At 70.9% G+C, this 24,659-nt stretch carries 16 protein-coding genes and 1 pseudogene; 5 read left to right on the top strand and 12 right to left on the bottom strand.

The window, feature by feature from the left end; all coding sequences use genetic code 11:
- Positions 1 to 3: 3 nt before the first annotated feature.
- The 5 genes from OV208_RS34880 to OV208_RS34900 form a co-directional block, all read right to left on the bottom strand.
- On the bottom strand, positions 4 to 4,719 hold the full coding sequence (locus tag OV208_RS34880) for an MG2 domain-containing protein (RefSeq protein ID WP_267578249.1): 4,716 nt from the start codon (positions 4,717 to 4,719) through the stop codon (positions 4 to 6).
- Positions 4,716 to 6,308 carry a hypothetical protein gene (locus OV208_RS34885; RefSeq protein WP_267578250.1) on the bottom strand — a complete coding sequence of 531 codons (1,593 nt, stop codon included), beginning with the start codon at positions 6,306 to 6,308 and terminating at the stop codon, positions 4,716 to 4,718. Before OV208_RS34885 ends, OV208_RS34880 begins: the two co-directional genes overlap by 4 nt.
- Entirely contained in the window at positions 6,305 to 6,925 is a 621-nt protein-coding gene (locus OV208_RS34890) for a DUF1175 family protein (protein WP_267578251.1), read from the bottom strand. Before OV208_RS34890 ends, OV208_RS34885 begins: the two co-directional genes overlap by 4 nt.
- A 33-nt stretch (positions 6,926 to 6,958) precedes the next feature.
- Positions 6,959 to 7,861 carry a DUF2135 domain-containing protein gene (locus tag OV208_RS34895; RefSeq protein WP_267578252.1) on the bottom strand — a complete coding sequence of 301 codons (903 nt, stop codon included), beginning with the start codon at positions 7,859 to 7,861 and terminating at the stop codon, positions 6,959 to 6,961.
- Positions 7,862 to 8,139: 278 nt separating this feature from the next.
- Positions 8,140 to 8,556: an arsenate reductase ArsC gene (locus OV208_RS34900; protein ID WP_120541241.1), complete on the bottom strand. Its 417-nt coding sequence runs from the start codon at positions 8,554 to 8,556 to the stop codon at positions 8,140 to 8,142.
- A 207-nt stretch (positions 8,557 to 8,763) separates the two neighbouring features.
- Between OV208_RS34900 and OV208_RS34905 the strand changes: the two genes are divergently transcribed.
- The gene (locus tag OV208_RS34905) at positions 8,764 to 9,681 is read left to right on the top strand and encodes a TerC/Alx family metal homeostasis membrane protein (protein WP_267578253.1); all 918 of its coding nucleotides are present in this window, start codon (positions 8,764 to 8,766) and stop codon (positions 9,679 to 9,681) included.
- 3 nt (positions 9,682 to 9,684) lie between these two features.
- Here the strand turns inward: OV208_RS34905 and OV208_RS34910 are convergent, their stop codons facing one another.
- Complete coding sequence (locus tag OV208_RS34910) at positions 9,685 to 10,509, bottom strand: hypothetical protein (RefSeq protein ID WP_267578254.1); 825 nt, start codon at positions 10,507 to 10,509, stop codon at positions 9,685 to 9,687.
- Positions 10,510 to 10,668: 159 nt separating this feature from the next.
- On the opposite strand from OV208_RS34910, the gene OV208_RS34915 reads away from it, so the two are divergent.
- Positions 10,669 to 12,150 carry an MFS transporter gene (locus tag OV208_RS34915; RefSeq protein ID WP_267578255.1) on the top strand — a complete coding sequence of 494 codons (1,482 nt, stop codon included), beginning with the start codon at positions 10,669 to 10,671 and terminating at the stop codon, positions 12,148 to 12,150.
- Positions 12,151 to 12,163: 13 nt separating this feature from the next.
- On the opposite strand, the gene OV208_RS34920 is transcribed toward OV208_RS34915, so the two are convergent.
- Positions 12,164 to 14,434: a PAS domain-containing sensor histidine kinase gene (locus tag OV208_RS34920; protein ID WP_267578256.1), complete on the bottom strand. Its 2,271-nt coding sequence runs from the start codon at positions 14,432 to 14,434 to the stop codon at positions 12,164 to 12,166.
- A gap of 498 nt (positions 14,435 to 14,932) precedes the next feature.
- Here OV208_RS34920 and OV208_RS34925 point away from each other — a divergent pair, with 498 nt between their 5' ends.
- Positions 14,933 to 15,640: a hypothetical protein gene (locus OV208_RS34925; protein WP_267578257.1), complete on the top strand. Its 708-nt coding sequence runs from the start codon at positions 14,933 to 14,935 to the stop codon at positions 15,638 to 15,640.
- Between the two features lie 63 nt (positions 15,641 to 15,703).
- On the opposite strand, the pseudogene OV208_RS34930 reads toward OV208_RS34925, so the two are convergent.
- The 3 genes and pseudogenes from OV208_RS34930 to OV208_RS34940 all read right to left on the bottom strand — a co-directional run.
- Positions 15,704 to 16,144: pseudogene (locus tag OV208_RS34930) on the bottom strand (thermonuclease family protein); the annotation flags it as partial.
- Positions 16,141 to 17,868, bottom strand: a complete 1,728-nt coding sequence (locus OV208_RS34935; protein ID WP_267578258.1) for a hypothetical protein — start codon at positions 17,866 to 17,868, stop codon at positions 16,141 to 16,143. The pseudogene OV208_RS34930 and the gene OV208_RS34935, both read right to left, overlap by 4 nt.
- 42 nt (positions 17,869 to 17,910) lie before the next feature.
- Complete coding sequence (locus OV208_RS34940) at positions 17,911 to 19,974, bottom strand: hypothetical protein (protein ID WP_267578259.1); 2,064 nt, start codon at positions 19,972 to 19,974, stop codon at positions 17,911 to 17,913.
- A gap of 196 nt (positions 19,975 to 20,170) precedes the next feature.
- On the opposite strand from OV208_RS34940, the gene OV208_RS34945 reads away from it, so the two are divergent.
- The gene (locus OV208_RS34945) at positions 20,171 to 20,944 is read left to right on the top strand and encodes an alpha/beta hydrolase (RefSeq protein ID WP_267578528.1); all 774 of its coding nucleotides are present in this window, start codon (positions 20,171 to 20,173) and stop codon (positions 20,942 to 20,944) included.
- Positions 20,945 to 20,954: 10 nt separating this feature from the next.
- On the top strand, positions 20,955 to 21,530 hold the full coding sequence (locus OV208_RS34950; protein WP_267578260.1) for a DUF2378 family protein: 576 nt from the start codon (positions 20,955 to 20,957) through the stop codon (positions 21,528 to 21,530).
- A gap of 9 nt (positions 21,531 to 21,539) precedes the next feature.
- On the opposite strand, the gene OV208_RS34955 is transcribed toward OV208_RS34950, so the two are convergent.
- Both OV208_RS34955 and ettA read right to left on the bottom strand, forming a co-directional pair.
- The gene (locus tag OV208_RS34955; RefSeq protein WP_267578261.1) at positions 21,540 to 22,703 is read right to left on the bottom strand and encodes an ATP-grasp domain-containing protein; all 1,164 of its coding nucleotides are present in this window, start codon (positions 22,701 to 22,703) and stop codon (positions 21,540 to 21,542) included.
- A 198-nt stretch (positions 22,704 to 22,901) separates the two neighbouring features.
- Positions 22,902 to 24,581, bottom strand: a complete 1,680-nt coding sequence (ettA, locus tag OV208_RS34960; protein WP_267578262.1) for an energy-dependent translational throttle protein EttA — start codon at positions 24,579 to 24,581, stop codon at positions 22,902 to 22,904.
- Positions 24,582 to 24,659: the final 78 nt, after the last annotated feature.

Consider the following 24,659-nt stretch of genomic DNA (forward strand, 5'->3'; position numbering starts at 1 on the left):
GGGCTACAGGTCGCTCACGGACGTCTTCGAGGGCACCACCTTCAACACGTCCGAAGCCGTGCGGCCCCGGATGCGCGCTGAATACATGTCCTCGATGGTGGCCGGCGGCGCGGCGAACGTGCCCGCGAACTGCGCGCGCATCACGTAGCCCACCGTGCGCGGGCTGTCGCTCCACCACGTCGGCTCCTCGAAGAAGAACGTGGCCTGCGCAGGGTCCAACTGCCGGCGCTTGAGCGCCTCCGGCACCAGCGGCAGCGAGTGCGGCGGACCGCGGAAGGCCTTGTCCTCTTGCAGCGCCACGAAGCCCGCCGGCACCGCGTCCTCCACCACGTAGTACGCCGAGCGCGCCCGGTTGTCCCCGCGCGCGTCCAGCGTCAGCTCCACGTAGACCTCTTCGCCCTGCGTCACCGTGGCCCCTGGCTCCAGCTTCACCTTCCCGCCCTCGCGCAGCACGTAGTACGCGCGGTTGACGGACATGCCCTCCACGCGCGCCCGCACCTGCTTGAGCGGCGTCGTCGCGGCGGCGCGCAGCGTGGCCACGCCGTCGAAGCCGCCCACGTCCACCGTGCGAGTCCCCGCCGGCAGCGTGGCGACCAGGCCCATGCCGCGCGACGTGAACGTCACCGGCGACGATGCACCCTTCACCTCCGGCGGCGTCATGCCCTTGAACGCCTTCGCGTCGCGCTCCACCAGCCACAGCGAATGCAGCAGCGCCGTGCTCCGGTCGAAGGTGGACAATCCTGGCTCGCTCAGCATCTCCAGGATGCGCTTGCGCGCGCGCGTGACATCCAGCGAACCGAACGACGCCGCGTGCGCGGTGATGGCGGTGAGGCCCACGCGCCGCAGCGGGAAGCGGTAGAACGCCTCGGACGTCTGCGCTTCACCCTTGAGGCTCGCGAGCTTCACGAAGCCCTCTCCGCTCTCCTTCACCAGCGCCTGGATGCGCGCCTGGAGCGCGGGCTCCTTCATCACGCCCGCCTTCTCCGCCGCCAGCACCGCGAGCGCCAGCGGGTACAGGTCCCCGGACTTCGCGCCCTCCACCAGCGCGCGCACCCGCGCCGCCTGACGCGGCCCCTGCAACCGCGCCAGCACGTAGGCGCGCGTGGCCTCGTACTCGGTCGGCAGGCCCTCCTGCGCCTCCAGCCACTTCGCGCTCTCGGCGATGCGCGCGTCGTCGCGGTCCACCAGCCCCGCCTCGGACGCGTACGCCAGACCGTCCAGCGCGATGAGCGTGAGCGGCAGGCTGGGCTCGCTGTAGCCGCCGAACCACGTGAAGCCGCCACCCTTCACCGCGAGCCCCAGGATGCGGGACGTGCCCTGCACGGAGCGGCTGCGCGCCTCCGCCAGCAGCGCCTGCGACTCCGGATCCAACTTCTCCAGCGTGCCCGCCTTCTGGAGCACCTGGAACACCGCCACGTTGGGCACCGTCGTGGAGACCAGCTGCTCCAGGCACCCGTACGGGTACGTCAACAGCTCGCGCACCTGCGTGAGCGCCGCGTCCACCGTGGACGGCTGGAGCACCAGCTCCACGCGCGTCAGCGTCGCGGAGTCCGGAGCCTCCAGCGCCAGCGCCCCGCCGCCCCACGCGCTCACCTGCACCGCGTCCTCCACCGAGGCCGGGGCCACGTCGAAGCGCTTCAGGTCGCGCAGCGGGTCCTTGCCGCCCGTCACGTCCACCGCGAGCTCGGCGGGGCCCGTCTTCGACGCGCGCAGCGTCACCGGCACCACCTGCTCGCCGCCCTCTCCCAGCTCCAGCTTCTTGAGGGTGGCCTCCGCCTGGAGCGCCCCTCCCGGCTGGATGCGCAGGTCCAGCATCTGGCTGCCCTTGGACTTCGCTCCCGCGGACAGGCGCACGGAGGCCAGCGCCTCGTCGCCCTCGCGCAGGAACTGCGGCAGCGCCGCGTAGACGTTGAGGCCGCCGCGCGTGGCGAACTCGGAGGTGCCTTCACCGAAGCGCCCGGACGTGTCCGCCGCCACCGCCGTCACCACCCACAGCGTCTGGTTGGAGGGCAGCGTGAAGCGCACCGTCGCGCGGCCGTCCCGGTCCGTCACCACCGCGGGATCCCAGTGCGCGGTGTCCTTCTCCAGGTCCTTCGCCTGACGGCTGGGCGGCTTGATGGACGCGAACGCGTGGTCCGGCAGCCCGGCCATCTTGCGCGCCAGCTGCTCGCCGTAGCCGTACCCCTGGAACTCCGCCGAATAGAAGCTCGTCACGTTGTCGCGCGACGGCGGATAGAAGAAGTCCAGCACGCCCGGGCGGAACTCGCCCTGGATGGCGTACACGGCCTTGTCCACCACGCCCACGGACAGCTGCGCGGACACGCCCTTGCCCTCGTGGTCGGTGACGCGCACGTCCACCACCTGCTCGGTGAGTGGCAGCGCTTCCGCGCGGCGCGCCTGCAACGCCACGGTGAGGGTGCGCTCCTTCGGCACGATGCGGAACGCCACCGTGCGCTCCTCCCAGCGGCCCGTCGCCGTGGGGTACGCCACGGACGCGTACACGCCGCTGCCGAAGCGCTTCTCCACCGGGAACGCGTGCACCAGCGTGCGGCCCTTCAGCGGCACCACGGTGGTGCCGTACAGGCCCGCGCCCGTCAGCGTCACCCACACCGGGCCCTGGTCCTTGCCGCCCTGCCCCCAGCCATCCGGCATCAGCGCGACCAGCTTCGCGGAGTCCCCCGGCGCCAGCGTGCCGGACAGCGAGGCCAGCGTGAGGTTGGGCACCTGCGCCACCGGTTCATCCGCGCCGCCGATGACGAGCAGCGACTCCTCGCCCGTCCATTCCTCGCCCTTCTTGTCCTTCACCGTCACGTTCGCGATGACCGCGCCCACGTCGGTGGTGGGCACCTTCTGCCGCACCGTGCCGTCCTGCGCGGTGGTGAAGGCGTGCGAGCCCAGCGGCTTCTCGCTGCCGTCCGCGCGGCGCAGCACGAAGGACACCTGGCCCGTGGTGACGCCGTAGGGCTTGCCGGACAGCGTGGTGGCGCGCACGGACAGCAGCGCCTCCGAGCCCTTGGCCACCACCGCGTCCGAGTAGCGCGCCACGCCCATCACCTCCACCTTCGACAGGAAGAAGGCGGCGGTGCCGTTGGCGAACGTCTCCTGATCATCCCGCGCGCGCACGGTGAGGCTGTAGCGGTACGGCAGCCGCTCTTCGCCCGGCTTGAGCGCGGGGACGGCGATCTCCACCGTGGCCTCGCCCTCCGCGTCGAACTCGCTCGCGCTGGACCACGGGTCGTCCGTGGCCTCGCGCTCCGCGACGGAGGAGTACAGCCGCTCCGGCACGCTCAGCTTGCCCTCACTGCTGGACGCCGAGCCGTACGTCACCGCGCTGCCCTGACCGCCCTTGCCCGCGTCGTCCACCCACGCGGGCGCATCCAGCAGGCTGCGGTAGAGGAAGGCCTCGTACTTCGCGCCCTTCGGCACGCCGCCCGCGTAGCGCCGCGCGCGCACGGTGACGCTCACCGTCTGGCCGGGCACCACCGTCTCCGACGCCGACTGAACCTCCAGGTAGAACGTGGGCTTCACGTAGTCCTGCACGCGCGCCTCACCTTGGTACGGCTGCGAGTCCAGGTCCGCCTCGATGCGCAGCACGCCCGTGCCCAGGTCGTCCGGCACCTTCATGGTGCCGTTGAACGCGCCGAACTCGTCCACCGCCGCGCGCGTGATGATTTCGCGGCCCTCCTGCGACACCAGCTTCACGCGCACGTCGCGCTTCTTCGGCGTGAACAGCCGCGCGAGGAACGTGTCCGGCTGCCGCACGAGCCCCCGGAACTTCACCTCATGGCCCGGCTTGTAGATGGGCCGGTCGCTGTAGATGAACACGTCCGGCGCCACCGCCAGCGCGGAGTAGAAGTCCGTGTCCACGATGGCCGTGTCCTTGCCGGACGACACCGTCGCCAGGATGCGCGGCTCCGTGACGGCCAGGGTCACCTCGCCCTTGTCGTCCGTCATGCCCGTGGGCCCCTTGCCCGTGGGCAGGTACACCTGCACCTGCGCGCCCGCGCGGGGCTGCTGGTCCCGCCCCGCCACGCGCACCAGCACCTGGCCGTCGGTCTGCTTGAGCTGCACGGTGACGTCGCTGACGACGAGCACCACCTGCCCCTCGATGCGCCCCTGCACCAGTTGGAGCACGTAGGCGCCCGGAGGCAGCGGGGCCAGCAGCACGCGGCGCTCCTGGAAGCCGCTGCTACCGCCGCCCGTGTCGAAGCCCGGCACGTTGAAGTCCCGGTCCGCGCCGCCCAGGTCCAGGTTGAGCCACTGGCTGCGCACCACCGTGAAGCCCGGAGGCGCGCCCACCAGCTTCTCCGGCCCTTCGGCCACCTTCGCCAGCGGCTCCTCCGAGGACGTCTCCGGAGGAGGCGGCGGCAGGACATCCCCCACCTCGTCGCGGAAGGAGGGGCTCAGCGCTTCCATCAGCGCGAGGCCCGGCATGCGCACCGCATTGAGGCCGCGGCTCAGGCCCCGGCCCGGATTGATGAGCGTGGGCGGCGTCTGGTACGCGCGCCGCAGGTCGCCCTGCGCGCGGATGAAGGTGTCCAGGTTCGCGGGCTGCAACACGCGCAGCTCCACGGGGCCCTTGTCCTCGAAGGCGACGTCCACCGCGACGGGCTCACCGCTGCCGTAGGAGCGGGGCACGGTGATGTAGAGCGGCTTGGCCAGCGCCACGCCGGACACCAGGAGCGCGGCCAGGGCCGCGAAACGCACCGACGTCTTCATGTTCCAAATCCTCCTGGCACCAGGGCATCGCCCTTCACCGTGCCGCGAAGCCCCACGTACGGCAGGGACTCCAGGTCTCGACGGGCCGCTTCGACTTCCGGCGGCGTTGACTTGGGCAACGGCGAAGAGCGGTCCACGCGCGCTTCGGACGTGTAGCCGTCCATCGCGAGCCCGCTGAGCAGCCGTCCCGTGTTGATTCCGAACACCACCGACGCCGGCGCACGCAGCCCCGTCACCACCGGACCCGCGGCGTTCAACAGGTTGGGCCTGCTGCCCTCGCATGCCTTCTTCAGCCGCTCCACCTCTTCCGCGCTCGTGGCCAGCACGACGTGCTTGCACAGCGTGGCGCGAGTCAGGGTCCGCGCCCCGCCGGAGAACAGCGACTCCAGGCCGGCGGCGTCCTCCTCGCGGCCCCACAGCAGCGCCAGCTCCGGCTCCAGTCTGGCGTTGCCGCGCGGCGTCCACACCAGGGCCACCTGGCGCGTGCGCGTCTTGCCCTCGCCCCCTTCCGTCCAGAACGTCTTCAGCGCTTCGGGCTCCAGCGTCTCCGGCAGCTTGATTTGAAACGCGAGCAGCACCGGGGTCTCCTCCGGCACCAGCTTCAGCAAGTCATCGGACAGGGGCGCGCTGTCGAGCGGCGCCACCTTCTCCAGCACCTTGCCCGCGATGCCCCGGCCCACCACCCGGTCCCCCTCCACGCCGAACTGCAATCGCGTGTCCTCGCCCAGGCCCAGCACGTGGGTGAACAACTGCGCTTCGCGGCCGTAGGCGTTTGCATCGAAGCCCACCTCCACGTCCACGCCGTCGTCCGCCTCCAGCTCCGGCAGGGGCGTGCACAGGCCCTGGAGCACCACCACCGGATGCCGCGCGAGCACCAGCCGGTCCTCCGTGCGAGCCGCCCACAACTGCTGCTCCGCGACCAGCCAACGCGACAGGTGGAAGCCGCCCTCGGGCACCTTCACCGTGCTGTCCGGGCAGCTGGCCGCGGTCATCTCCCCGCGCTTCGCCACCGCGTCCAACGCCTCCCACCCCGCCCGGGACTTCTTGTTCGCCTTGGGGACGATGAACGCGGGCGTTCCGGCCCGCGTGTCACCGCTGAACCACACGGTGCGGAAGGGGGCGTCCAGCAACTGGCCCGCCACCACGTCCAGCACCGCGCCCTTGAAGGACGCCTTGAGGTCATCGCCGGTGGAGCCCATGAACGCGGCCCATCCGCTCACGAAGCCCTGGCCCAGCGGCTTGCCCAACTGCTCCTTCAGCCACGCGTTGCGCGCCAACGCATCGCGCACCTTGGCGGGCGCGTGCACGTCCACCCAGATGGCGGCGGTGGCGATGGAGCCCGGCACGTCCATCTTCGTCGGCTCGGACGGCACCTCCGGCATGCCCTCCACGGTGGCGCCCGCGGACGGCGGCCCCTGGCGTTCGCCGGACGAGAAGGCGGGGCCCGAGGAACCACCGCTGCCCCTGCGGCCCAGGACGAAGGCCCCCACGCCCACGCCCACCACGAGTGCGCCGACGAGCGCGATGCGCACGGCGGACGAAGGGCCCGGGCCCTTGGCGGGCGGCGGCGGGCTCACGGGAGACGTCATGACATCCACTCCTTGAAACGGAAGAAGCCGAGGAAGGCGGCGTTGGCCGGCACGGGGCGCCACTCCAGCGGCGCCTCGGTGGCGAGCGATTCGAGGACCCCGGTGCGCACGGACGCGCCCGCCTCACCGGGGTGGTAGACGACGCGCGCGGGGGCATGGGCCCGGTCCTCCGGGCGCACCACGAGCATCAGGTGGAAGACGGGGCCCGCGTCGTGCTCCTGGCGGAAGGCCACCACGTCGCCCGTGCGCAGCGCTTCGCGCGTGGCCGTGTCCCGCCCCAGCGCGGTGAAGTTGCGGACCAGCAGCGTCTCCGCGTCCGCGAAGTCGGAAGGGTCGCCGCGCGTGTTCTTCCACAGCGGCGTGGAGAGACGTTCGGAGGCCACGCGCCGGTAGGCCGTGCGGTAGGCGTAGCGGATGAGGCCCGCGCAGTCGCGCTGCGCGGGCTGCCACGCGGCGTCCGGGGCCCGCACCTGCGCGAGCGCCACCTGAGCCACCTCACGGCGCAACAGCCGCGCACGCGTCTCCGGCGAAACGGATTCGGAGGTGGGAAGGGACGCAGCCGCCACCGGCGTCACCGGCGCGGCATGCAGCAGCAGGAAGAGCATCAGGACGCGCATGGGAGGGGCCGGACCCGAGGCGACACGCCGCCTTCAGTACCCGCCTTCACCCTCGCCGGAGTCGCCGCTCGCCTGGAGCTCCTTGAGCGCCTCGTCCAGGTTCGTGGGCCAGCGCTCGCCCTTGGGCTTCGGATCCGCGGAGGGCACGTACACCTCCGCCTGTCCGTCGCCCAGGATGTTCACCCACGCGAGCACCCGCGTGGTGCCGGGCGTCGCCAGCGGGATGCGCACGCGGCGGCGGACCTCGCCCGGCGTGCCTTCGAAGAGTGCCAGGTTGAGCGTCGCCACCGTGTGCGCCTTGTCGCCGCTGGGCCAGTAGTTCGTCGCGATGAGGTACACGCCCTTGGGCGGCGAGCGGTGGATGTAGAGATACGGGCCGTACGCCGGCTGGTCGAAGTCGCCGCCCTGCGAGTTGAGGAAGAACGTGCCGCCGGACGGGCTGTCCGTGTCCGCCCAGTACACGTGCGCCATCGCCGTCACGTCGAGCGTGTCCCCCGCGCTGCTCGCGTCGGTGGGCTCGTAGATGTGCAGGTCCGTGTAGACGCCGTCCGTGTCGCTCGTGAGGATGGCCTTGAGCGGCACCGGGGGCACCTGCGCGTAGCTCGTCGCCTGCGTGCGCGCCGTGCCGCCCTTGTTGGTGGCCATCACGGTGACGATGTTCTTGCCGCTGGCCGCCGGGAACTTCCGGCTGAACCGGCCACCCTGCGTGCGCATGAGGTAGCGGTCGCCGTTGATGGAGACGACCACCGGATCCACCGTGGGGTCGCTCACCGTGCCCTCGATGAGCAGCATCCGGTCCACCGTCCACCCGCCGGACGGCGCGCTCAGACGCACGGTGGGCAGCTTTTCGCCCCTGCCAATGGGCACGCCCTGCTGACGGGCGGGAACCGAGGGCGCCGTCTGCGACAGCAGCCCGGCGAGAAGGACGGAGAGCATCAGGAGGCGCCTGGGAGTGGGGAGCGCGAACCGCGTGTCCGCGAACGAACACAGCGTGCGGCAAGCCCACCTCTCATTTCAAGCCACCCGCCATTTCACACCGCCACGGCCCGGCTGGCCCCCCCGACCCACGACGTCCTGTCGCGGGTCCCCTTCCCTTCCGCTTGAACCGTCCGCCCGCCCGTCCTCGGGCCCGGGCACCCACGATTCACGGAAGGGGTCCGTGCTGCTGCACCCTCCCCGCGGAAAAAAAGTGCCCCGCGGGTCCTGCGTGCGGCTCAAGGCGCGGGAGGACGTTCCCAGCCGTGGCTCTCGATGAAGCCCGACACCAGGGCCGCCAGCGTGTCGCGGATCTTCTCCACGTCCGCTCCGGACTTGCCTTCCGTGTCCTCGATCATCACCCACTCCACGCGCTCCTGGCCCGCGGTGGTCGGCACTTCGGACACGCTGCCCAGCGTCACCAGCACCTGGGCGCTCTTGGCCAGCTCCGGCGTCAACTGCGTCGGCTTCGCGCCCGTCATGTCCACGGTGATGTCCTTCATCGTGGCCAGCACTTCAGGCTGCACCCGGTCGGCCGACTGCGTCCCCGCCGCGATCGCCCGGACCTTCGAGGGATCCGCCATCACGTTGAAGAAGGCCGCTGCGATCTGCGAGCTGCCCGCACTCTGCTTACAAGCGAAGATGACCGTGTTCATCGCACCGCCTTTGGAGTGTTGAGAATCATGAGGTTCAAGCCTTCCAGGGAAGTATCACATCCTGTGCGAGGGAGAAGACAACCCGCACCCCGACTGTTCCAACACCATACAACGCACCGCGTCAAGCGAGGAATCTGGGTAAGGCATGACTCCTGGCCGCGTCCGTGTCCGAGCGGAAATCGGGGGAATGCCTAGTTTACAGGGGTCATGCAAAGCACCCCTTCCTGGGCCTGGATCGTGTTCTGGGCGTTGCTGCTGGCGCTGCTGGTGGTGGATCTGCTGGCCCACCGGGGCGGGCGGGGCCAGTCGCGCCGCGCGGCCATCCTGTGGAGTCTGGCGTGGGTGGGGTTGGGGCTGGCCTTCTGTGGCTTCGTGTGGGTGACGCTGGGCAGCGAGCGCGGCCACGAATACCTGGCGGCGTGGCTCATCGAGAAGAGCCTGAGCCTGGACAACGTCTTCGTCTTCCTCGTCATCTTCCGCAGCCTGAACGTGCCCCAGAAGTACCAGCACGAGGTGCTGTTCCTGGGCATCTTCGGCGCGCTGGTGTTCCGGGCGCTGTTCATCTTCGTGGGGGCGGCGGCGCTGCAGCGCTGGGGCTGGGTGTCGTACGTCTTCGGCGCCATCCTGCTCATCACCGCGTGGCGCGTGTTCCGCGAGGATCCGTCGAAGCAGCAGGACAACCGTGTGGTGCGGTGGCTGTCGCGAAGGCTTCCGGTGAGCGACCAGGTGGAGGGGCCGCACTTCTTCGTGAAGCACCAGGGCCGCCGGCGGGTGACGCCGCTCTTGCTGGCGCTCATCGGGCTGGAGGTGACGGACATCCTGTTCGCGGTGGACTCGGTGCCGGCGGCGTTCTCCGTCACCACCGACACGTTCATCCTCTACAGCTCCAACGCCTTCGCCATCCTGGGGCTGCGCGCGCTGTACCTGGTCATCGCCGGGGCGGTGGGGCAACTGCGCTACCTGCACTACGGGCTGGCGGGGGTGCTGGCGTTCGCGGGCGTGAAGATGGCGGTGGAGCAGTGGGTGCACATCCCGCCGCTCCTGTCGGTGGGCATCATCCTGGTCGTCATCGGCGCCGCGGTGGGGGCGAGCCTCGCGCACCGGACGCGCGAGGTGCAGGCCTGAGCCTCAGCGCGCAGGGCGCCGCGAGGTGCCCGAAGGCCGCGGGTTCACCAGCAGGTCGTCGAAGGTGCGGTTCGCCGCCTTCGCGACGCGCTCGCGGTGCTTCTCCAGGAGCGCGGCGTTGGCCTCCTTCACGTCCTTGCCCGCGGCCTGCTCCAGCGTGGTGATGTACTTGCGCAGGCCCGCGCGGCGCTGCTCCAGTTGGAGCCGCTGCGCTTCGGGGAGCTTCGGATCCTCCAGTTGGGGCGTGAGCGCGGCGAGCTGCTGCTCCAGGAGCGCGAGGTTCTCTGGCGCGGAAGGCAGCGACACGGCGGCCTGCGCCGGTTCTCCGGCGGGCGGCGCGGCCGGGGGCGGCGGGTACACCACGGCGGTGATGGCCTGGAACTCCAGGGGCGACATGCGCTGGGCCTCCAGGTTCGTGGCGAGGACGGCCTGGGCCTTGCCCAGCATCCGCATGGAGGCCCCGGCGGCCTTGAGCAGGGTGCGCGAGTCGCGGCGGTCCAGCGCGGCGCTGTACTTCTGCACGAACTCGACGGACTCCTTCGCCAGGATGGCGTAGGCGGGCAGGGTCGCCTCGCGCACGGCCAGGTAGGGCGCGAGCCGCGCCTCGTCCAGCGTCAGCACCTGGCCCGCCGGAGGTGGCTTGAAGGGATGGCGGGTGTTGAGCTCCGCGAACCGCTGGGTGAGGGCCTGCGAATCCATGAGCGCGTCCACGCCCGAGCCGTCCATCCCACGGTCCGCCCAGTAGCCCAGCGCGACGAGCCCCAGCAGGCCCACCGCGACGAGCCCCACGACACCCAGCACCCCACCGATGACCCACTTCTTGTTCATTGCGCCGCTCCGCTCCACGCCCGGAAGGCAAGGCCATCCCCACCGGAGGCCCTGTTGCTACCCGGGCCGTCCGCCCAGGGCAAGCGCGCCCCCGCTTCCCGGATGAACAGGGCCGGGGCCCGGCAGACGGCCGGGCCCATCTCCGCTAGGAAGACGCGCATGGCGGGACGGGAGCATGCGGCCGGGGACAAGACGCGGGGGACGTCCGGCGCGGCCTCCGCGCCGGGCCTGGAAGACGTGCGGGCCGGGCAGCCCAGCGGTTCCCCCGCGCCCGACGACGAGAGCCCCGCACCCGGCCCGGGGGACGCGAGCACCGGGCCGTCCGGCGGTTCCCCGCGACCGGACGGCCCGGCCTCCATCCCGGGCCCGGAGGACATGGAGGACGTGCGGGCCGGACAGCCCGGCGGTCCTCCGGGGCTGGACGTGGCGCATCCTCAAGTGGACGGTTCATGGAGGGCGCAACGGGAGTTGTGGGGCGATTCCGGCTGGCGCCGCTGGGTGCTGGCGAGTTCGTTCGCGCGGCTGGGCGGGACCATGGCGCCCTTCGCGTTGCTGCTGGCGGGAGAGCAGGCCACGGGCGCGTTCTCACAGGGGGCGTGGATGGCCAGTGGCTACGCGATGGGCATGGCTGTGGCGGCCCCCTTCCGGGGCCGCACCCTCGACCAGCGTCGTCTGCCGGGCGGACTGCGCAATCCCCTGCTCGCCCAGGCCGCCGTGTTCCTGGCGCTCGCGCTCGCCTGCTTCTTCAAGGCGTCCCTGTGGCTGCTGTTGCCGCTGTCGGTGGCGGGTGGCGTGGTGCCCGCGGGGGTCGTCGCGGCCTACCGCGCGCTCCTTCCAGCGCTGGTCCCCAGGGCGCGGCTGGAGGCGGCGTTCGCCATCGACGCGGTGCTGATGGAGGTGCAGTGGATATTGGGCCCCTCGATGGTGGGCATGCTCGCGCTGGCCGATGCGACCCTGGGCGTGGGCGCCATCGCGCTGACGGGGCTGTCGGCGCTGGCGCTCAACCTCTTCCTGCCAGACCGCGAGCCTGCGCCCGGCCCCCGGGTGGCCGCCACGATTGCGTCGCTCGCCCCCTTCTTCCAGGGACTGCCGAGGCTCTTGTACCTGTCGTCGCTGGCGGTCGGGGTGAGTTGGGGCGTGGTGGACGCGGCGCTGCCGCCCCGGCTGCTTCAGGTGGGCTCACGTCCCGAGGCCTGGGGCGGACTCACCGCGCTCCTGTCCGCCGCGAGCGCCGTGGGCGGCCTGCTGTACACCAGCACGCTGAAGGGGCGCGTCACCCAGGACGGCGTCATCCTGCGGCGCTGTCTCTTGTTCCTCGCGCTGTGGGGCGTGCTGCTGGTGCCGCTGGCGCTGGTGGCGAACCTCTGGGCCCTGGGCGCGGCGCTGGCTGCGGCGGGCATCTTCCTCGCGCCGCAGGCGGCGATGCAGGCGACGCTGCTCCAGCGGAAGCTTCCGGACGGCCGCCAGGCGGAGGGCTTCTCGCTCTCCAACGCCTGCTTCGCGCTGGGCCTGGGGCTGGGCAGCGGCCTGGTGGCCGTGCTGCTGGAGACGGCCGGACCGCATGGCGCGCTGCTCACCGCCGGGGCGCTGCCCGTGCTGGTCGCGCTGTGGGGCGCGCTCGTGTGGCGCTCCCGCCTCTGACGAGCGCGGCGCCTCACCCGCCGCCTTGCAGCGGGGAATGGCGTGGCAGGTGCACGAGGAACGTGGTGCCATCCTGGGCGTTGGAGCGCACGCGCAGGCGGCCCGCGTGCGCATCCACGATGTGCTTCACGATGAACAGCCCCAGTCCCAGCCCGTGGGCCGTGCGGTTGCCCTCGCTGAGCTCCGCGCGCTTGAGGGGTTCGAACAGGTGCGGCATCAGGTTGGGCGGAATCGGGCGGCCCTGGTTGTTCACCGCGAGCGTCACCCCCCCCGCCTGACCGCGCAGCCGCACGCGCACCGGGCAGAGGGCGTCCCCGTACGCGAGCGCGTTGTTCACCAGGTTGGTGATGACCTGTGCCAGCCGGTCCGGGTCGCACGACAGGTGGGCGTTGCCCCGGTGGTCCACCTCCAGCCGCCGGTCGGGGTGGGCCTGCTGCACTTCGTCCATCACCTGGCGCACCAGCTCCAGGAGATCCACCGCGCGGGGCGACATGGGGATGCCGCCGCCCAACCGTGCCTGGGTGAAGTCCAGCACGTCGTGCAGCATGCGGTTGGCGCGCTCCGCGCTGGAGAGGATGCGGGCGACGGCTTTCTGTTCGCGCGGATCCGCGTCCTCGCGCCGCGCCAGGCTCGCGGCCGCCATGGTGATGGCGGAGATGGGGTTGCGCAGGTCGTGTCCCACGATGCCGATGAGCAGCTGTTCGAACTCCGCGCGGCGCTTCGCCTCCGTCTCGGCCTCGTGCCGGTCGGTGACGTCCTGCATGGCGCCCACCATGCGGACCGGGTGGCCCTGGAGGGTCTTCACCACGCGGCCCCGGTCCTCGACGAAGGCCCAGGTGCCGTCGCCCCGCCGCAGCCGGAAGGACGACACCCAGCGGCCCTCCGGACTGTCGATGGCATCCAGGAGTTCGCGGGTCACCCGCGCGCGGTCCTCGGGGTGCAGGCTGGACGTCCACCATTCCATGTCCATCAGGGGCGGCCCCCGGGACGTGTCCAGCCGCAGGATGCGCGCCGCCAGCTCGCTCCAGTGGATCTCATTCGTCAGCAGATCCCAGTCCCAGATGAGGTCGCGGGTGGCCAGGGTGGCCAGCCGGTAGCGCGTCTCCGACTCGCGCAGCTCCTGCTCCGCCCGGCGCCGCTCGGTGATGTCCAGCGACACGCCCGACACGCTCACGACCCGGCCGGCCGCGTCGAACACCGGCAGGAAGCGGACCTCGAACCAGATGTCGAACATGTACAGCTCGGTGGACAGCCGCTCTCCGGCCAGCGCGCGCAGGATGACCTCCAGCACGTCCCGCCGGTCCCGCAGCAGCTCGAACACGGAGCGCCCGCGCATCGCCTCGGACTGCCCGGCCACGGCCGGGACCCCTTCGCCCTCCACCAGGGTGATGATGCCCTCGGCGTCGAAGGCCCACAGGACGACGGGGATCTGGGTGAGCACGCGCTGCAACTGCTCGCGGGCCTCGTCGCGCTCCTGGAGCAGCACGCGGGTGGCGGTGGTGTCGGTGGAGATGCCGCACACGGCCCACGCTTCGCCATCCGCAACGGTGGGCAGGGGGAACTTCATCGTGTGGTAGGTGTGGAGTCCGTCGGACTGGGGCACATCCTCGTCGAACACCAGCGACCTGCGCTCCTTCATCACCTGCCGGTCGTGCTCCAGGAACTGCTCCGCCGTGGGCCGGGGGAACAGCTCCAGGTCGGAGTGGCCCAGCACCGTGCGCCGGGTGTGGCCGGAGATGACCTCGAAGGGGTGGTTGATGAAGAGGTAGCGCCCCTGCGCGTCCTTGGCGTAGATGGCCGCCGGCGCATGGTCCAGGATGGTCTGCAGCCGTCCCTCGCGCGTCCTCAACACCTGCTCGTGTTCATGGACGAAGTGCCCCACCGACTCCGTCAGGCCCCCGTCCAGGGCGCGCCAGAGCGCCCGCAGCTCCTCCGGTCTCAACGGGCGGCGGGACTCCTCCAGCGCGTCCAGGAGGGCCTCACGCAGCAGGCTGTACTCCTCCACGAGGGCTTCCACCCCTGCACCGGAATGGAAGTGTTCGCGGCCATGGTCGCGGGCCGGCTCCCGGGCCGGGCCCTCGGCCCATTGTGTCCCTGGTTCCTGACGCAGGGAGAGGACCAGCCCATCCACCAGTTGGAACATCCGCTGCAGACGCTTCGGGAGCGCGGAGGGGTTGTCCCCGAAGGAAGCGCCCAGCCGGGCCACCCAACGCCGGACGATGCCCTCACGCTGCCCCTGTACGAGGTCCGCGAGCGAGTCCGCCGTGGAGGCGAAGGGGTTCATGCCGACGCCCCACGCGGCCACGAACCCCCGCCTGCGGCGGACTCCAGCCCTGCCTGGACGGCGCCTTCGCGGCGGCGAGCAGGGACAGGACCCACCGCCGGCGAGCAGGCTTCCGCCCCTCCGGAGACACCCGTCTGTTGAAGCAGGACGCCTGCTGTCGGAAGTTTGGGTTTCACCGTGTCCCTGCTCCCTGGACGCACCCGGAGTGGAGAGAAGATGGGCATGCCGTCCTCCAGGTTGGATGGGGCTTGCGGGAGGGGGTGGGGTGGGTTGCCCACCTCTGGGATGGGACCCCAGGGGGTGGCAGGCGACCATGGAAGGCGTTCGCGCGCCGCTGGGTCCTGTCACCGACATGGGCGAGACTGCCGGCAAGACACACGGGAGGAATCGGATCATGGAATTCGCGGACCGTAGGACCTTCGTACAGGGCGCGGCACTCCAGCAGCCGCAGTCGAGGACATGTCCCCGGGGGCAGGATCCGAAGGAAGGGGGCCAGCCATGACCACCACCAAACCGGTGGATCCGCTGGAGTGCCTGGGCCGCGGGCACGTGCGCAGCGTCTGGGAGGTGATGGAGGCGATGAGCATCCTCATGTCACGCCGCAACGAGGGCCTGCCCCTGAACCTGCCGCAGGTGACGCTGTACCTGCGCAGCGGGCGTGAGGTGGTGGGCGTCCTCCGGGAGTACGGAGAGTTCCGACAGGGCCGGGGCGTGCTGATGAACACGTCGGGCGGGTATGGCTCGCGGGACGAGGGCATGGATGTGACGTTCGTGCCGGACGGGGTCATCGAAGCCATCACCCTGCACGACGCGACCGTGCTGGCCACCCCGGCCAAGTCGATGCCCGAGTCCTCGCCCATGCACCTGCGGCGGCACCTGCCCGCGATGGCCGACAAGCTGTCCACGGCGCTGGGCACGCCGGTGACCGCGGAGTTCGGTCCGGGCACGGACCTGGACGCGGCCAGCACCGTGCAGGGCCTGGCCTGGCTCATCGAGCGCACGGGCGAGGTCGTCAGCGCGCTGGCCACCACGCCCGACACCGGGGCGGTGCTCAAGGAACAGGTGCGCAAGCTGCGGCTGTTCGTGGGCTACAGCTTCCACGCGAAGCTCACGGACGGCACGCTGGACCTCACCACGTCGCGCTTCCCGGCGGCCTGGCCGCTGGACCGGGAGCTCAAGATGGCGGTGACGGACGCGCTGCCGTAGGGCTGTCGCTGACGGGCGCCGTCCCTTCGAACACGGCGCCGGGCAGCGGCCCCACAGCCCCCGGCGGGCCCGGCGGGCCTCGACCTCCAGGGCTTCGAATTCGCCGCGCCGGGATGTGCCGGCCGGCGGGACGAACAGCGTGCACGCGTACCCGCGCTCCACGAGCAACGCGTTCACGTCGTGGCCGTCCACGGACACATAGGCCAGCCGCCGGCCGAAGCGGTCCGTGCACGCCTCCGCGTCCCGCAGCCGCACCGTGCGGCCCTCCACGAGCGAGCGGTTGAAGGCCGCCGCTTCCTCGCCGAAGCAGTCGTGGTGGCCACGCGTCGTCTCCGGTGTGTCGGCGAGCAGGTAGCGGATCCGCTCGCCGTCCTGGAGCACCACCGTGTCCCCGTCGATGACCTGCGTCACCACGCCCGTGGAAGGGCCGCACTCCCCTTCTCCCTCGCCGCAAGCCAGGAGGAAGGTGAGCAGCAGCAGGCATCCCATGCCTGGCGTCCTCATGGCGCGCACGTCCGGTTCTCGCGGCCCGGGGTGCCCCGGTCTCCCGCGCCGTACGTCACCCCGACGGGGGTCGGACAGAAGGCACCGGCCGCATCGTTGCCGGACGCATCCCGTACGCGCGCGTCGAGCTGCGAGGACGCACCGGAGACCGCGGCCTGCGCGAAGGCCACCGAGTCCAGCACGGTGCCCTGCACCACCAGCTTCAGGACATGCGACCCCGCGCCATTGCCCAGGCTGAACCCGAACGTATCGAGCACTCCGGAGAGCCCTCCGTTGAGCGACGCGTCCTCGGAGCGTGCGAGGACGGCGTAGCCGCCCGCCTTCACCGACAGGCACAGCGCGGACTCCAGCAGGGTGCCGCCGGTCTCGTTGGCGAGCATCACCCCATTGAGGTCCACGTCGCGCAACGCGAGCACCTCCACCCATTCGCCCAGCGCGTCTGGTGCGGCGGAGGGATCCGCCAGGAACTCGGTGAGCACCAGCGAGCCCGCGGTCGGAACACGGGGCGCGCGCGACTGCCCCGTCGTCCGGTCGATGCAGCCGGCCTGGGATACCCCCGCGTCCATCCCGGAGCAGGTGCGGTTGGTTCTTCCCGGCGTGCCCAGGTTCCCCCGGTCGCCGTAGGGCTCCGTGGCCGTGCACCATGCCGTCAGCGCGTCGTTGTTCTTCGCATCGTCCGTGAGTGGCGCCGACACCTGGGTGGCAACACCATCCTGGGCCGGGCCGTACAGCGCGCTGTCGATGAGCACGGTCCCCGCGCGCACGGCGACGACACCGCCCGCGTTGCGCAGGTCCACGGAGAACGTGGCCAGGGGTTCCGGAAGCCCGCCGTTCACCTCCGACTCCCGCCGCCGGGCCAGCAGCGCGGATTCACCCGCCGCGAGTGACAGGCAACGCTCCGACTCCAGACGCGTGCCCGACGTGTCCGTCCCCACCGTGAGGCCATTGAGGTCCACGGGCGCGGTGGCGCGCACCTCCAGCCATTCCCCCACCGTGTCGTCGCCGCGCGGGTTGGCCATCACCTCGGTGATGAGCAGGTCGCCCGGACGGGGTGCCCGGATGTCCCGGGGCGCGACCGCCCCCGGAGGCAGACACGTCCCTGCATCCACGACCGGCGCGCCACCGTCCGTGGTGCCAGGGCATGTCGCATTCGAGGTGCCGGGACTGCCACGGGTTCCACCCGGCACGACTTCCGGTGCATCGCACCAGCGCGAAGGATCGTCATTGCCCTCCGCGTCCGGCACGAGCCGACCGTCGTAGGTGCGAGCCGCTCCCGACTTCGACGGCGTGGCGAGTTCCACCGAGTCCAGCAGGCGCGTCCCACAGCGCAGCCCCACGAGCCCACCGCTGTTCCCCAGCGCACCGAGCGCATCGCCATAGGTCTGGTCCACGTATTCGGGAAGAGGCCCATCACGCACGTCGCCCATCACGAAGAAGGCTCCAGCATCCACCTGGAGATTCGTGGTCAGCGTATAGGCCCGCTCCTGCGCTCCCTCCTCCCGGGCGGTGAAGAGCGTCACGCCCAGCAGGTCCACCGTCTCCCGGGTCGGGTTGTGGAGCTCCACGTACTCCTTCCCGGTGTCCGCGCCCGCGGGGTCGTTGAGGTACTCGGTGATGACGAGGTCCCCCGGCAGCAAGGCCTCACACGCCGCCGCCTCTTCCTCCCACGCGGGCAATCCACATGCCCCCAGAAGCCCCAACCCCAATCCCAGACACAGCCTCACGCCCCATCCCCGCACTGCCCAAGCCACCACACGCCACCCCCTTCAGAACCGCGTCTCCACTTCCAGCGCGAACAGGTGCCGGGGCGCATCCGGCGGTGTCCGGGCACCGCGCGCATCCTTCAAGTCGAAAACCCACGCGTACCGCGCCCGCGTCGTCACCGCGTCCCCCACTGCCCAGCTCGCATCGAACGTCGTGCGGAAGGACTGCTCCAGTCGGTTCCGCGTCGCGAGGTCCTCGTCCTTCCACACCGCCCGCCCCCGCAGCCGCACCGCCTCGCACGGCCGGACCTGCGCCTCCGCCACCGCGTGCGCGTCCTCGCGCACGCCCCCATTCACCGGATCATCCACTCGTGCATGCGCGTACTGCGCGGCCACGGACACGGCATCGTGAAGCTCCGCCTTCACACGGGCGGCTACGCGCAGCAGTGACCCCGAGCAGGGCTCCTCTCCCGTCCCGTCGAAGCAATCCCCCGCCACGCCTACGTCCTTGTCCCGGTACTCGCCCCACAGCGAGGGCTGGAACAACTCATGCGCCTTCCAGTCCACCCGAGCGGAGGCCCGCAGATTCACCGTGCCGGCACTGCCTGGTGCCGCTCCGTCCGAGGGCAGCGTCCATGTGTCCACCTCGCCCCGCAGCCGCCATGCGTCCAGCCGGTGCAGGTAGCGCACGCGCGCACCCACTTCGTTCCGGGCCCGCGAGCCCTCCAGTTCATCCGGCCCGGACACCGCGCCCGTGTAGGGATTGGCGAAGCCGCGTCCGTAGGCGCGCAGCGACACCTCCAATTCCTTCGAGGGATCCGCCACCACCGTGCGCTGAAGCACGCCGAACCCACCGCCACCACCCGGCGCCGCATCGAAGCTGCGTGCCGCCTCCACGAAGAGGTCCACCGGCCCGTGCCCCCACGCACCATCGAATCCCACCGCGCCGAAGCCACCTCCCGCCGGGTAGCCCGCGGTGGAGCGGAAATCGAGCGCCGCGCCCTCCACGCTCCACACCGGCCGCGCGCCCCACGCGGTCGCCCCCACCTGAGCCCGTGGACTCCAGGCGAGCGTCGCGTGACCTCCTCCCGCCCACTCGAGGAACACGCCGGGCAACGTCCTGGACACCACGCGCCCCGCCTTCGCCCCCGTCCCCCCGAGCCACACCGCTGGCGCCTTGCACCCGTCCCGCGCGCCCTCACACGAAGAGCGCTCCGCCAGCGCATGCGAGAGGAGCGAGCGCGACTGGTACGAACCGAACCCCGTCACCGACACCTCCGCGTCCGTCCCCACCGCGCCCCGCACCGTCCCCACCACGCCCCGGAAGCCCTCCTCCCATTGGAAGTCCGGCGTGACGTCCGTGGCGCGCTCCTCGGGCGTGCACGCGCCTTCGCCCAGGAAGCACCACCGCTCCACGTCTCCGGGCGCTCGCACGGCGTCGTCGGGCAGGAAGCCGTCCGGCGTGGGCAGCCCCGTGGTGTCCAACGTGAGCCGCTGTCCGAAGCCCAGCCGGTACGCCCCTACCAGGACCGAGGCCCTCGTCCCCGTCCACTGCCCGTACACCTTGGGCACGACCACCGACACACCAGGCGCCTCCGCCACGAGCGTCCGCGTCCGCGCATCCCGGTGCACCGTGCCCAACCTCCGCCGCGTCAGCGACGTGAGCAGCCCCACCCGCCAGCCCTCCGGCCCCGCCATGCGCACCTGCAACGCCAGCGGTGGAAGCACCGGATCCGAAGCAGCGAACGCGGTCAGCATCCGCGCATCCCCCGACACCCGCTCCGGCGCCGCCTGCCTCAGGAACGGCGCCAACCGCCGACGCTCCTCCCCCGTCAGCGCCGCCCCCCGCCCACCCGGGGCCCCCTCCCCCAGCAACCCATCCACCCGCGCGTACGTCAGGCCGGGCAGACCGTAGAGGTTGGCCCGCGAGGCCCGCGCCGGGTCCACCCCCGAGCGCCGCAGCACCGTCAGCGCCACGAACGTCTCCGCGGTGATGGCGCCGTCCTCCCGCAGCGCGAACAACGACTGCTCTCCGGTGTCGTCGGGGTCGACCTCATAGACCGCCGCATGCGCCATGACGGGCACGACCCACGAGAACAACCCCACGCAGAGAAGGAGGAAACGCACGCGGCGGGTCCTCTGCAGGAGCGGGACCACCCTTCCCTACAAGGTGACCTCCCAGGTCCGCCCATCCCTTCCCCGGACCTGGCGTCCAGGCAAGGGACGGGGGTCCTTCCTTCCTCGCGACGAAGACATCGCGCGGTGCGGCTATGCTGCGGACCTCATCTTCGTGAGGGCCGACATCGCGGCCCCAGAACAGCTCATGGGCCACGTCCACATCCTTCGCCACTTCCCCTCTCCCCAGGAGGGATTCAACCGCACCGTCCGCATCTACACGCCGGACAACTACGACGCCTGGAAGGACCACCGCTTCCCGGTGCTCTACATGCACGACGGGCAGAACGTGTTCGCGCATCCGGAGTCCGCCGTCTTCCACACGTGGTGCGCCAACCGCGTCCTCGAAGAGGGTGTGAGCGCGGGCCGGATGGAGCCGTGGATCATTGTCGCGGTGGACTCCGGGCCGGGCCGTTTCCAGGAGTACTCGCCGTGGGACGAGCCTCGCAACGGCGTCGTCGCGCGCGGCGAGGCCTACGGGCGCTTCCTCGTGGAGGAGCTCAAGCCATACATCGACCGGACGTACCGCACGCGCACGGGCGGCGAGTGGACGGGCACGATGGGCTCGTCGCTGGGCGGCCTCATCTCGCTGTACCTGGGGTGGAAGTTCCCGCAGGTGTTCGGCCGCATCGGCGCGCTATCGCCCACGGTGATGTGGAGCCAGAACCGGCTGTTCGACGCGTGGCGCGCGCACAGCCAGCGCTGGACGCGCATCTACCTGGACGCGGGCGCCACCGAGTCCATCCACGTGGGCGGCCTGCCGCTGGACTACGGCCAGCGCACGCTCGACTTCTTCCACCACCTCAAGGGCCTGGGCTACGGCGACCACGAGGTGTCGCTGGTGCTGGAGCCCGGCGGCGAACACCACGAGAAGGACTGGCAGCGCCGGCTGCCGGGCGCCATGCAGTGGCTGCTCGGTTGAGCCCGCGTTCGTGACGCGCACGCCCCGGTTCGTGCCGCCCGAACAGCGGCATGTCTACGTGCAGGTCGTGGAAGGACTGCTCCAGCACGGCCTGCGCGGGCAGGTGTCTCCCCGCCTGCGCGAGCGGCTGCGGCAGGCCGGCGTGGACCTGGACCGCCCCCTGTTGCCGCTCTACCCGGTGCCGCTCTGGGCGCGGTGCCTGCACATCATCGTCGAGGAGACCTGGCCCGGCACGCCCCGCGAGGAGGCGTTCCGGCGGCTCGCGCGAGCGCACGTCGAGGGCTATGGCGCCACGCTGCTGGGGCGCGCGGTGATGAGCGTGATGCGCCTGCTGGGTCCGAAGCGCGTGGCGCACCGGCTGCCGGAGGTGCTGCGCGGAACGGACAACTACACGGAGGCCGTGCTGACCGAACGAGGCCCCGCGCATTACGAGCTTCGGATCAACTCCGTCATCGACGCGCCCGGCTATGTGGAGTCGCTCTTCGAAGCGGTGCTTCAGGTGGGCGGCGCGCAGGCTCCTCGCGTGACGAAGCTTCACGAGGAGCAGGACGGCACGGTGTATTCGCTCACCTGGACGGAGCGCTGAAGCCCGGCGCTACACCGTCGCCTGGATGAAGCGCACCGCCTCCTGCATCGCTTCCTTGTCGGCGTGGCGGGTGAGGTACATCTCCTCGCCCAGGAGGCTGTGGTAGATGGGCGGCAGCTCGCGGTGGACGAGGAGCGAGCTGCCCATCTTCTCGACGATCTGCGCGTGGGTGTGGCGGTAGCGGCGGCCGTGACGGCGGGCGCTGTGGCAGACGTGGTGGCGCGGCGTGTACTGGAAGTCCGCCACCGGGTCGCCCGTCACGACGCGGGCCCAGAGCCGATACACGTCGATGTCGCACGTGTAGTTCATCATGTCCGTCATGAAGCCACCGGGCGGGCGCAGGTTGGCCTCCAGCACGACGAAGCGGCCATCGGGCAGCCGGAAGAACTCCAGGTGGAACCAGCGCTCGCGCAGGCCGAAGGCGGCGACCACCTGACGGCCCAGCACGTCGAGCGCGGGGGGGATGTTCTGGAGGCTCCAGAAGGAGATGTCGCGCCGTTCGGTGACGGTCTCCATGCCGCCGTCGCTGTACTCATGGCTGAGCGTGAAGACGATGGCGCCGTGGCGGTCCACGATGCCGTCGTAGGTGACGATGGTGCCGCGCACGAAGGGCTGGGCCACGTAGGACGTGGGCAGCGGGTGTGCGAGCGCGGCGTCCACCTCCGCGTCGGTGGTGACCTTGAACGTGTGCGCGGCGCCCACGCCCACGTCGGGCTTGAGCACGAGCGGGTAGCCCACGCGAGCGGCGAAGGTCTTCACCTGGTCCGCGTCGCGCACGCGCAGCAGGTCCGGGTGGGGGACACCGGAGGCGTGGAACACCTCGGCCATGCCGGACTTGGAGCGCAGCTTGAGGATGTCCGCGGGCTGGAGGCCGGGGGCGTGGAAGTCCTCGCGCAGGCGGGCTTCGACTTCGAGCCAGGACTCGTTGAGGGACTCGATGCGGTCCACGCGGCCGTGGCGCCACGTGAGGTAGCCGGTGGCGCGGACGAGCGCGTCGTAGTCCGTCAGGCTGGGGACGAAGAAGTATTCGCGGAGGGACTCGCGCAGCTCCGGACGCAGGGATTCGTAGGGCGTGTCACCGATGCCCAGCACGGACACGCCGCGCTCGCGCAGCGCGACGGCGAAGTGGAAGTAGTGGCTCGGGAAGTGGGGGGAGATGAAGACGAAGTTCATGGCTCCTGGCGGGCGGGTCCCCCGCTGGGGACGACCATAGCGGCACCGCCCCCGCCCTTGAAGCCCGGTGGGTCACACTGTCCACCAGCAGGGCTCCCCACGGGGGCGCCCTGGGGGAACATGGGGGCCATGGCGGAGGATTCCGCCCCTCGGACAACCCCGCCCCGTTCATCCCGGGGCGGAGTCAACGTCACCGTCTCAGTTCTTCTGCAGCGGCCGGTAGCGGATGCGGTGCGGCTCCAGCGCGTCCGGGCCCAGGCGCTTCTTCTTGTCCGCTTCGTAGTCCTCGAAGTTGCCCTCGAAGAAGAACGCCTTGCTGTCACCCTCGAACGCGAGGATGTGCGTGACGATGCGGTCCAGGAACCAGCGGTCGTGGCTGATGACCACCGCGCAGCCCGCAAAGCTCAAGAGCGCATCCTCCAGGCTCCGCAGCGTCTCCACGTCCAGGTCGTTCGTCGGCTCGTCGAGCAGCAACAGGTTGCCGCCGCTCTTGAGCATCTTCGCCAGGTGCAGCCGGTTGCGCTCGCCGCCGGACAGGTCCTTCACCCGCTTCTGCTGATCCGTCCCCTTGAACGCGAAGCCCGACAGGTACGCGCGGCTGGGCACCGTGCCCGCCTTGCCCAGGTCGATGAGGTCCAACCCACCGCTCACCTCCTGGAACACCGACTGCTCGCCATTCAGCGAGTCGCGGCTCTGGTCCACGTAGGCCATCACCACCGTCTCGCCAATCTTCAGCTCGCCCGCGTCCGGCTTCTCCGTGCCCGTCATCATCCGGAACAGCGTCGTCTTGCCCGCGCCGTTCGGACCAATCACGCCCACGATGCCGCCCGGCGGCAGCTTGAAGTTCAGCTCGTCGATGAGCAGCCGGTCGCCGTACGCCTTGCGCAGCCCCTTCGCCTCCACCACCAACCCACCCAGCGGCGGACCCGGCGGAATCATCACCTCGCCCGTCACGTCCCGCTTCTGCTGCGACTGGTTGAACAGCTCCTCGTACGCGGCGATGCGCGCCTTGCTCTTCGCCTGACGCGCCTTCGGAGACGCCCGCACCCACTCCAGCTCGCGCTTGAGCGTCTTCTGACGGTGGCTCTCCGACTTCTCCTCCAGCTCCAACCGCTTCTGCTTCTGATCCAACCAGCTGGAGTAGTTGCCCTTCCAGGGCACGCCCTCGCCCCGGTCCAGCTCCAGGATCCACTGCGCCACGTTGTCCAGGAAGTACCGGTCGTGCGTGATGCACACGATGGTCCCCGTGTATGCCTTCAGCGCCTGCTCCAGCCACGCGACGCTCTCCGCGTCCAGGTGGTTGGTGGGCTCGTCGAGCAGCAGCAGGTCCGGCTTCTCCAGCAGGATGCGACAGAGCGCCACGCGGCGCTTCTCACCGCCGGACAGCTTCGTCACGTCCGCGTCGCCCGGGGGCAGGCGCAGGGCGTCCATCGCCATCTCCAGCGTGCGATCCAACTCCCAGCCGTTCGACGCGTCGATGGCGTCCTGGAGCCGGCCCTGCTCCGCGAGCAGCTTCTCCATCTCCGCGTCGCTCATGGGCTCCGCGAACTTCGCGCTCACTTCATTGAAGCGGTCCAACGCCTGACGGATCTCCTTCAGGCCCAGCTCCACGTTCCCCTTCACGTCCAGGGACGTGTTCAGCTGCGGCTCCTGCTCCAGGTAGCCCACCTTCACCGTGGGGTCCGGCTTCGCCACGCCGAAGAACTCCTTGTCCACCCCCGCCATGATGCGCAGGAGCGTGGACTTGCCGGAGCCGTTGGGGCCAATCACGCCAATCTTGGCGCCCGGGAAGAACGACAGGTAGATGCCCTTGAGGATCTCCTTGCTGTTCTTGACCTTGCGCAGGTCCTGCATCGTGAAGATGAAATTATCGGCCATGGCGGCCTCCTGGGTGTCTGCCGAAGCGTCAGCGGGCCTGAGCGGATAGCAGGGAGCCCCATCCGGCTCAAGGCGTGA

Source organism: Corallococcus sp. bb12-1, assembly GCF_026626765.1.
GTDB lineage: Bacteria > Myxococcota > Myxococcia > Myxococcales > Myxococcaceae > Corallococcus > Corallococcus terminator.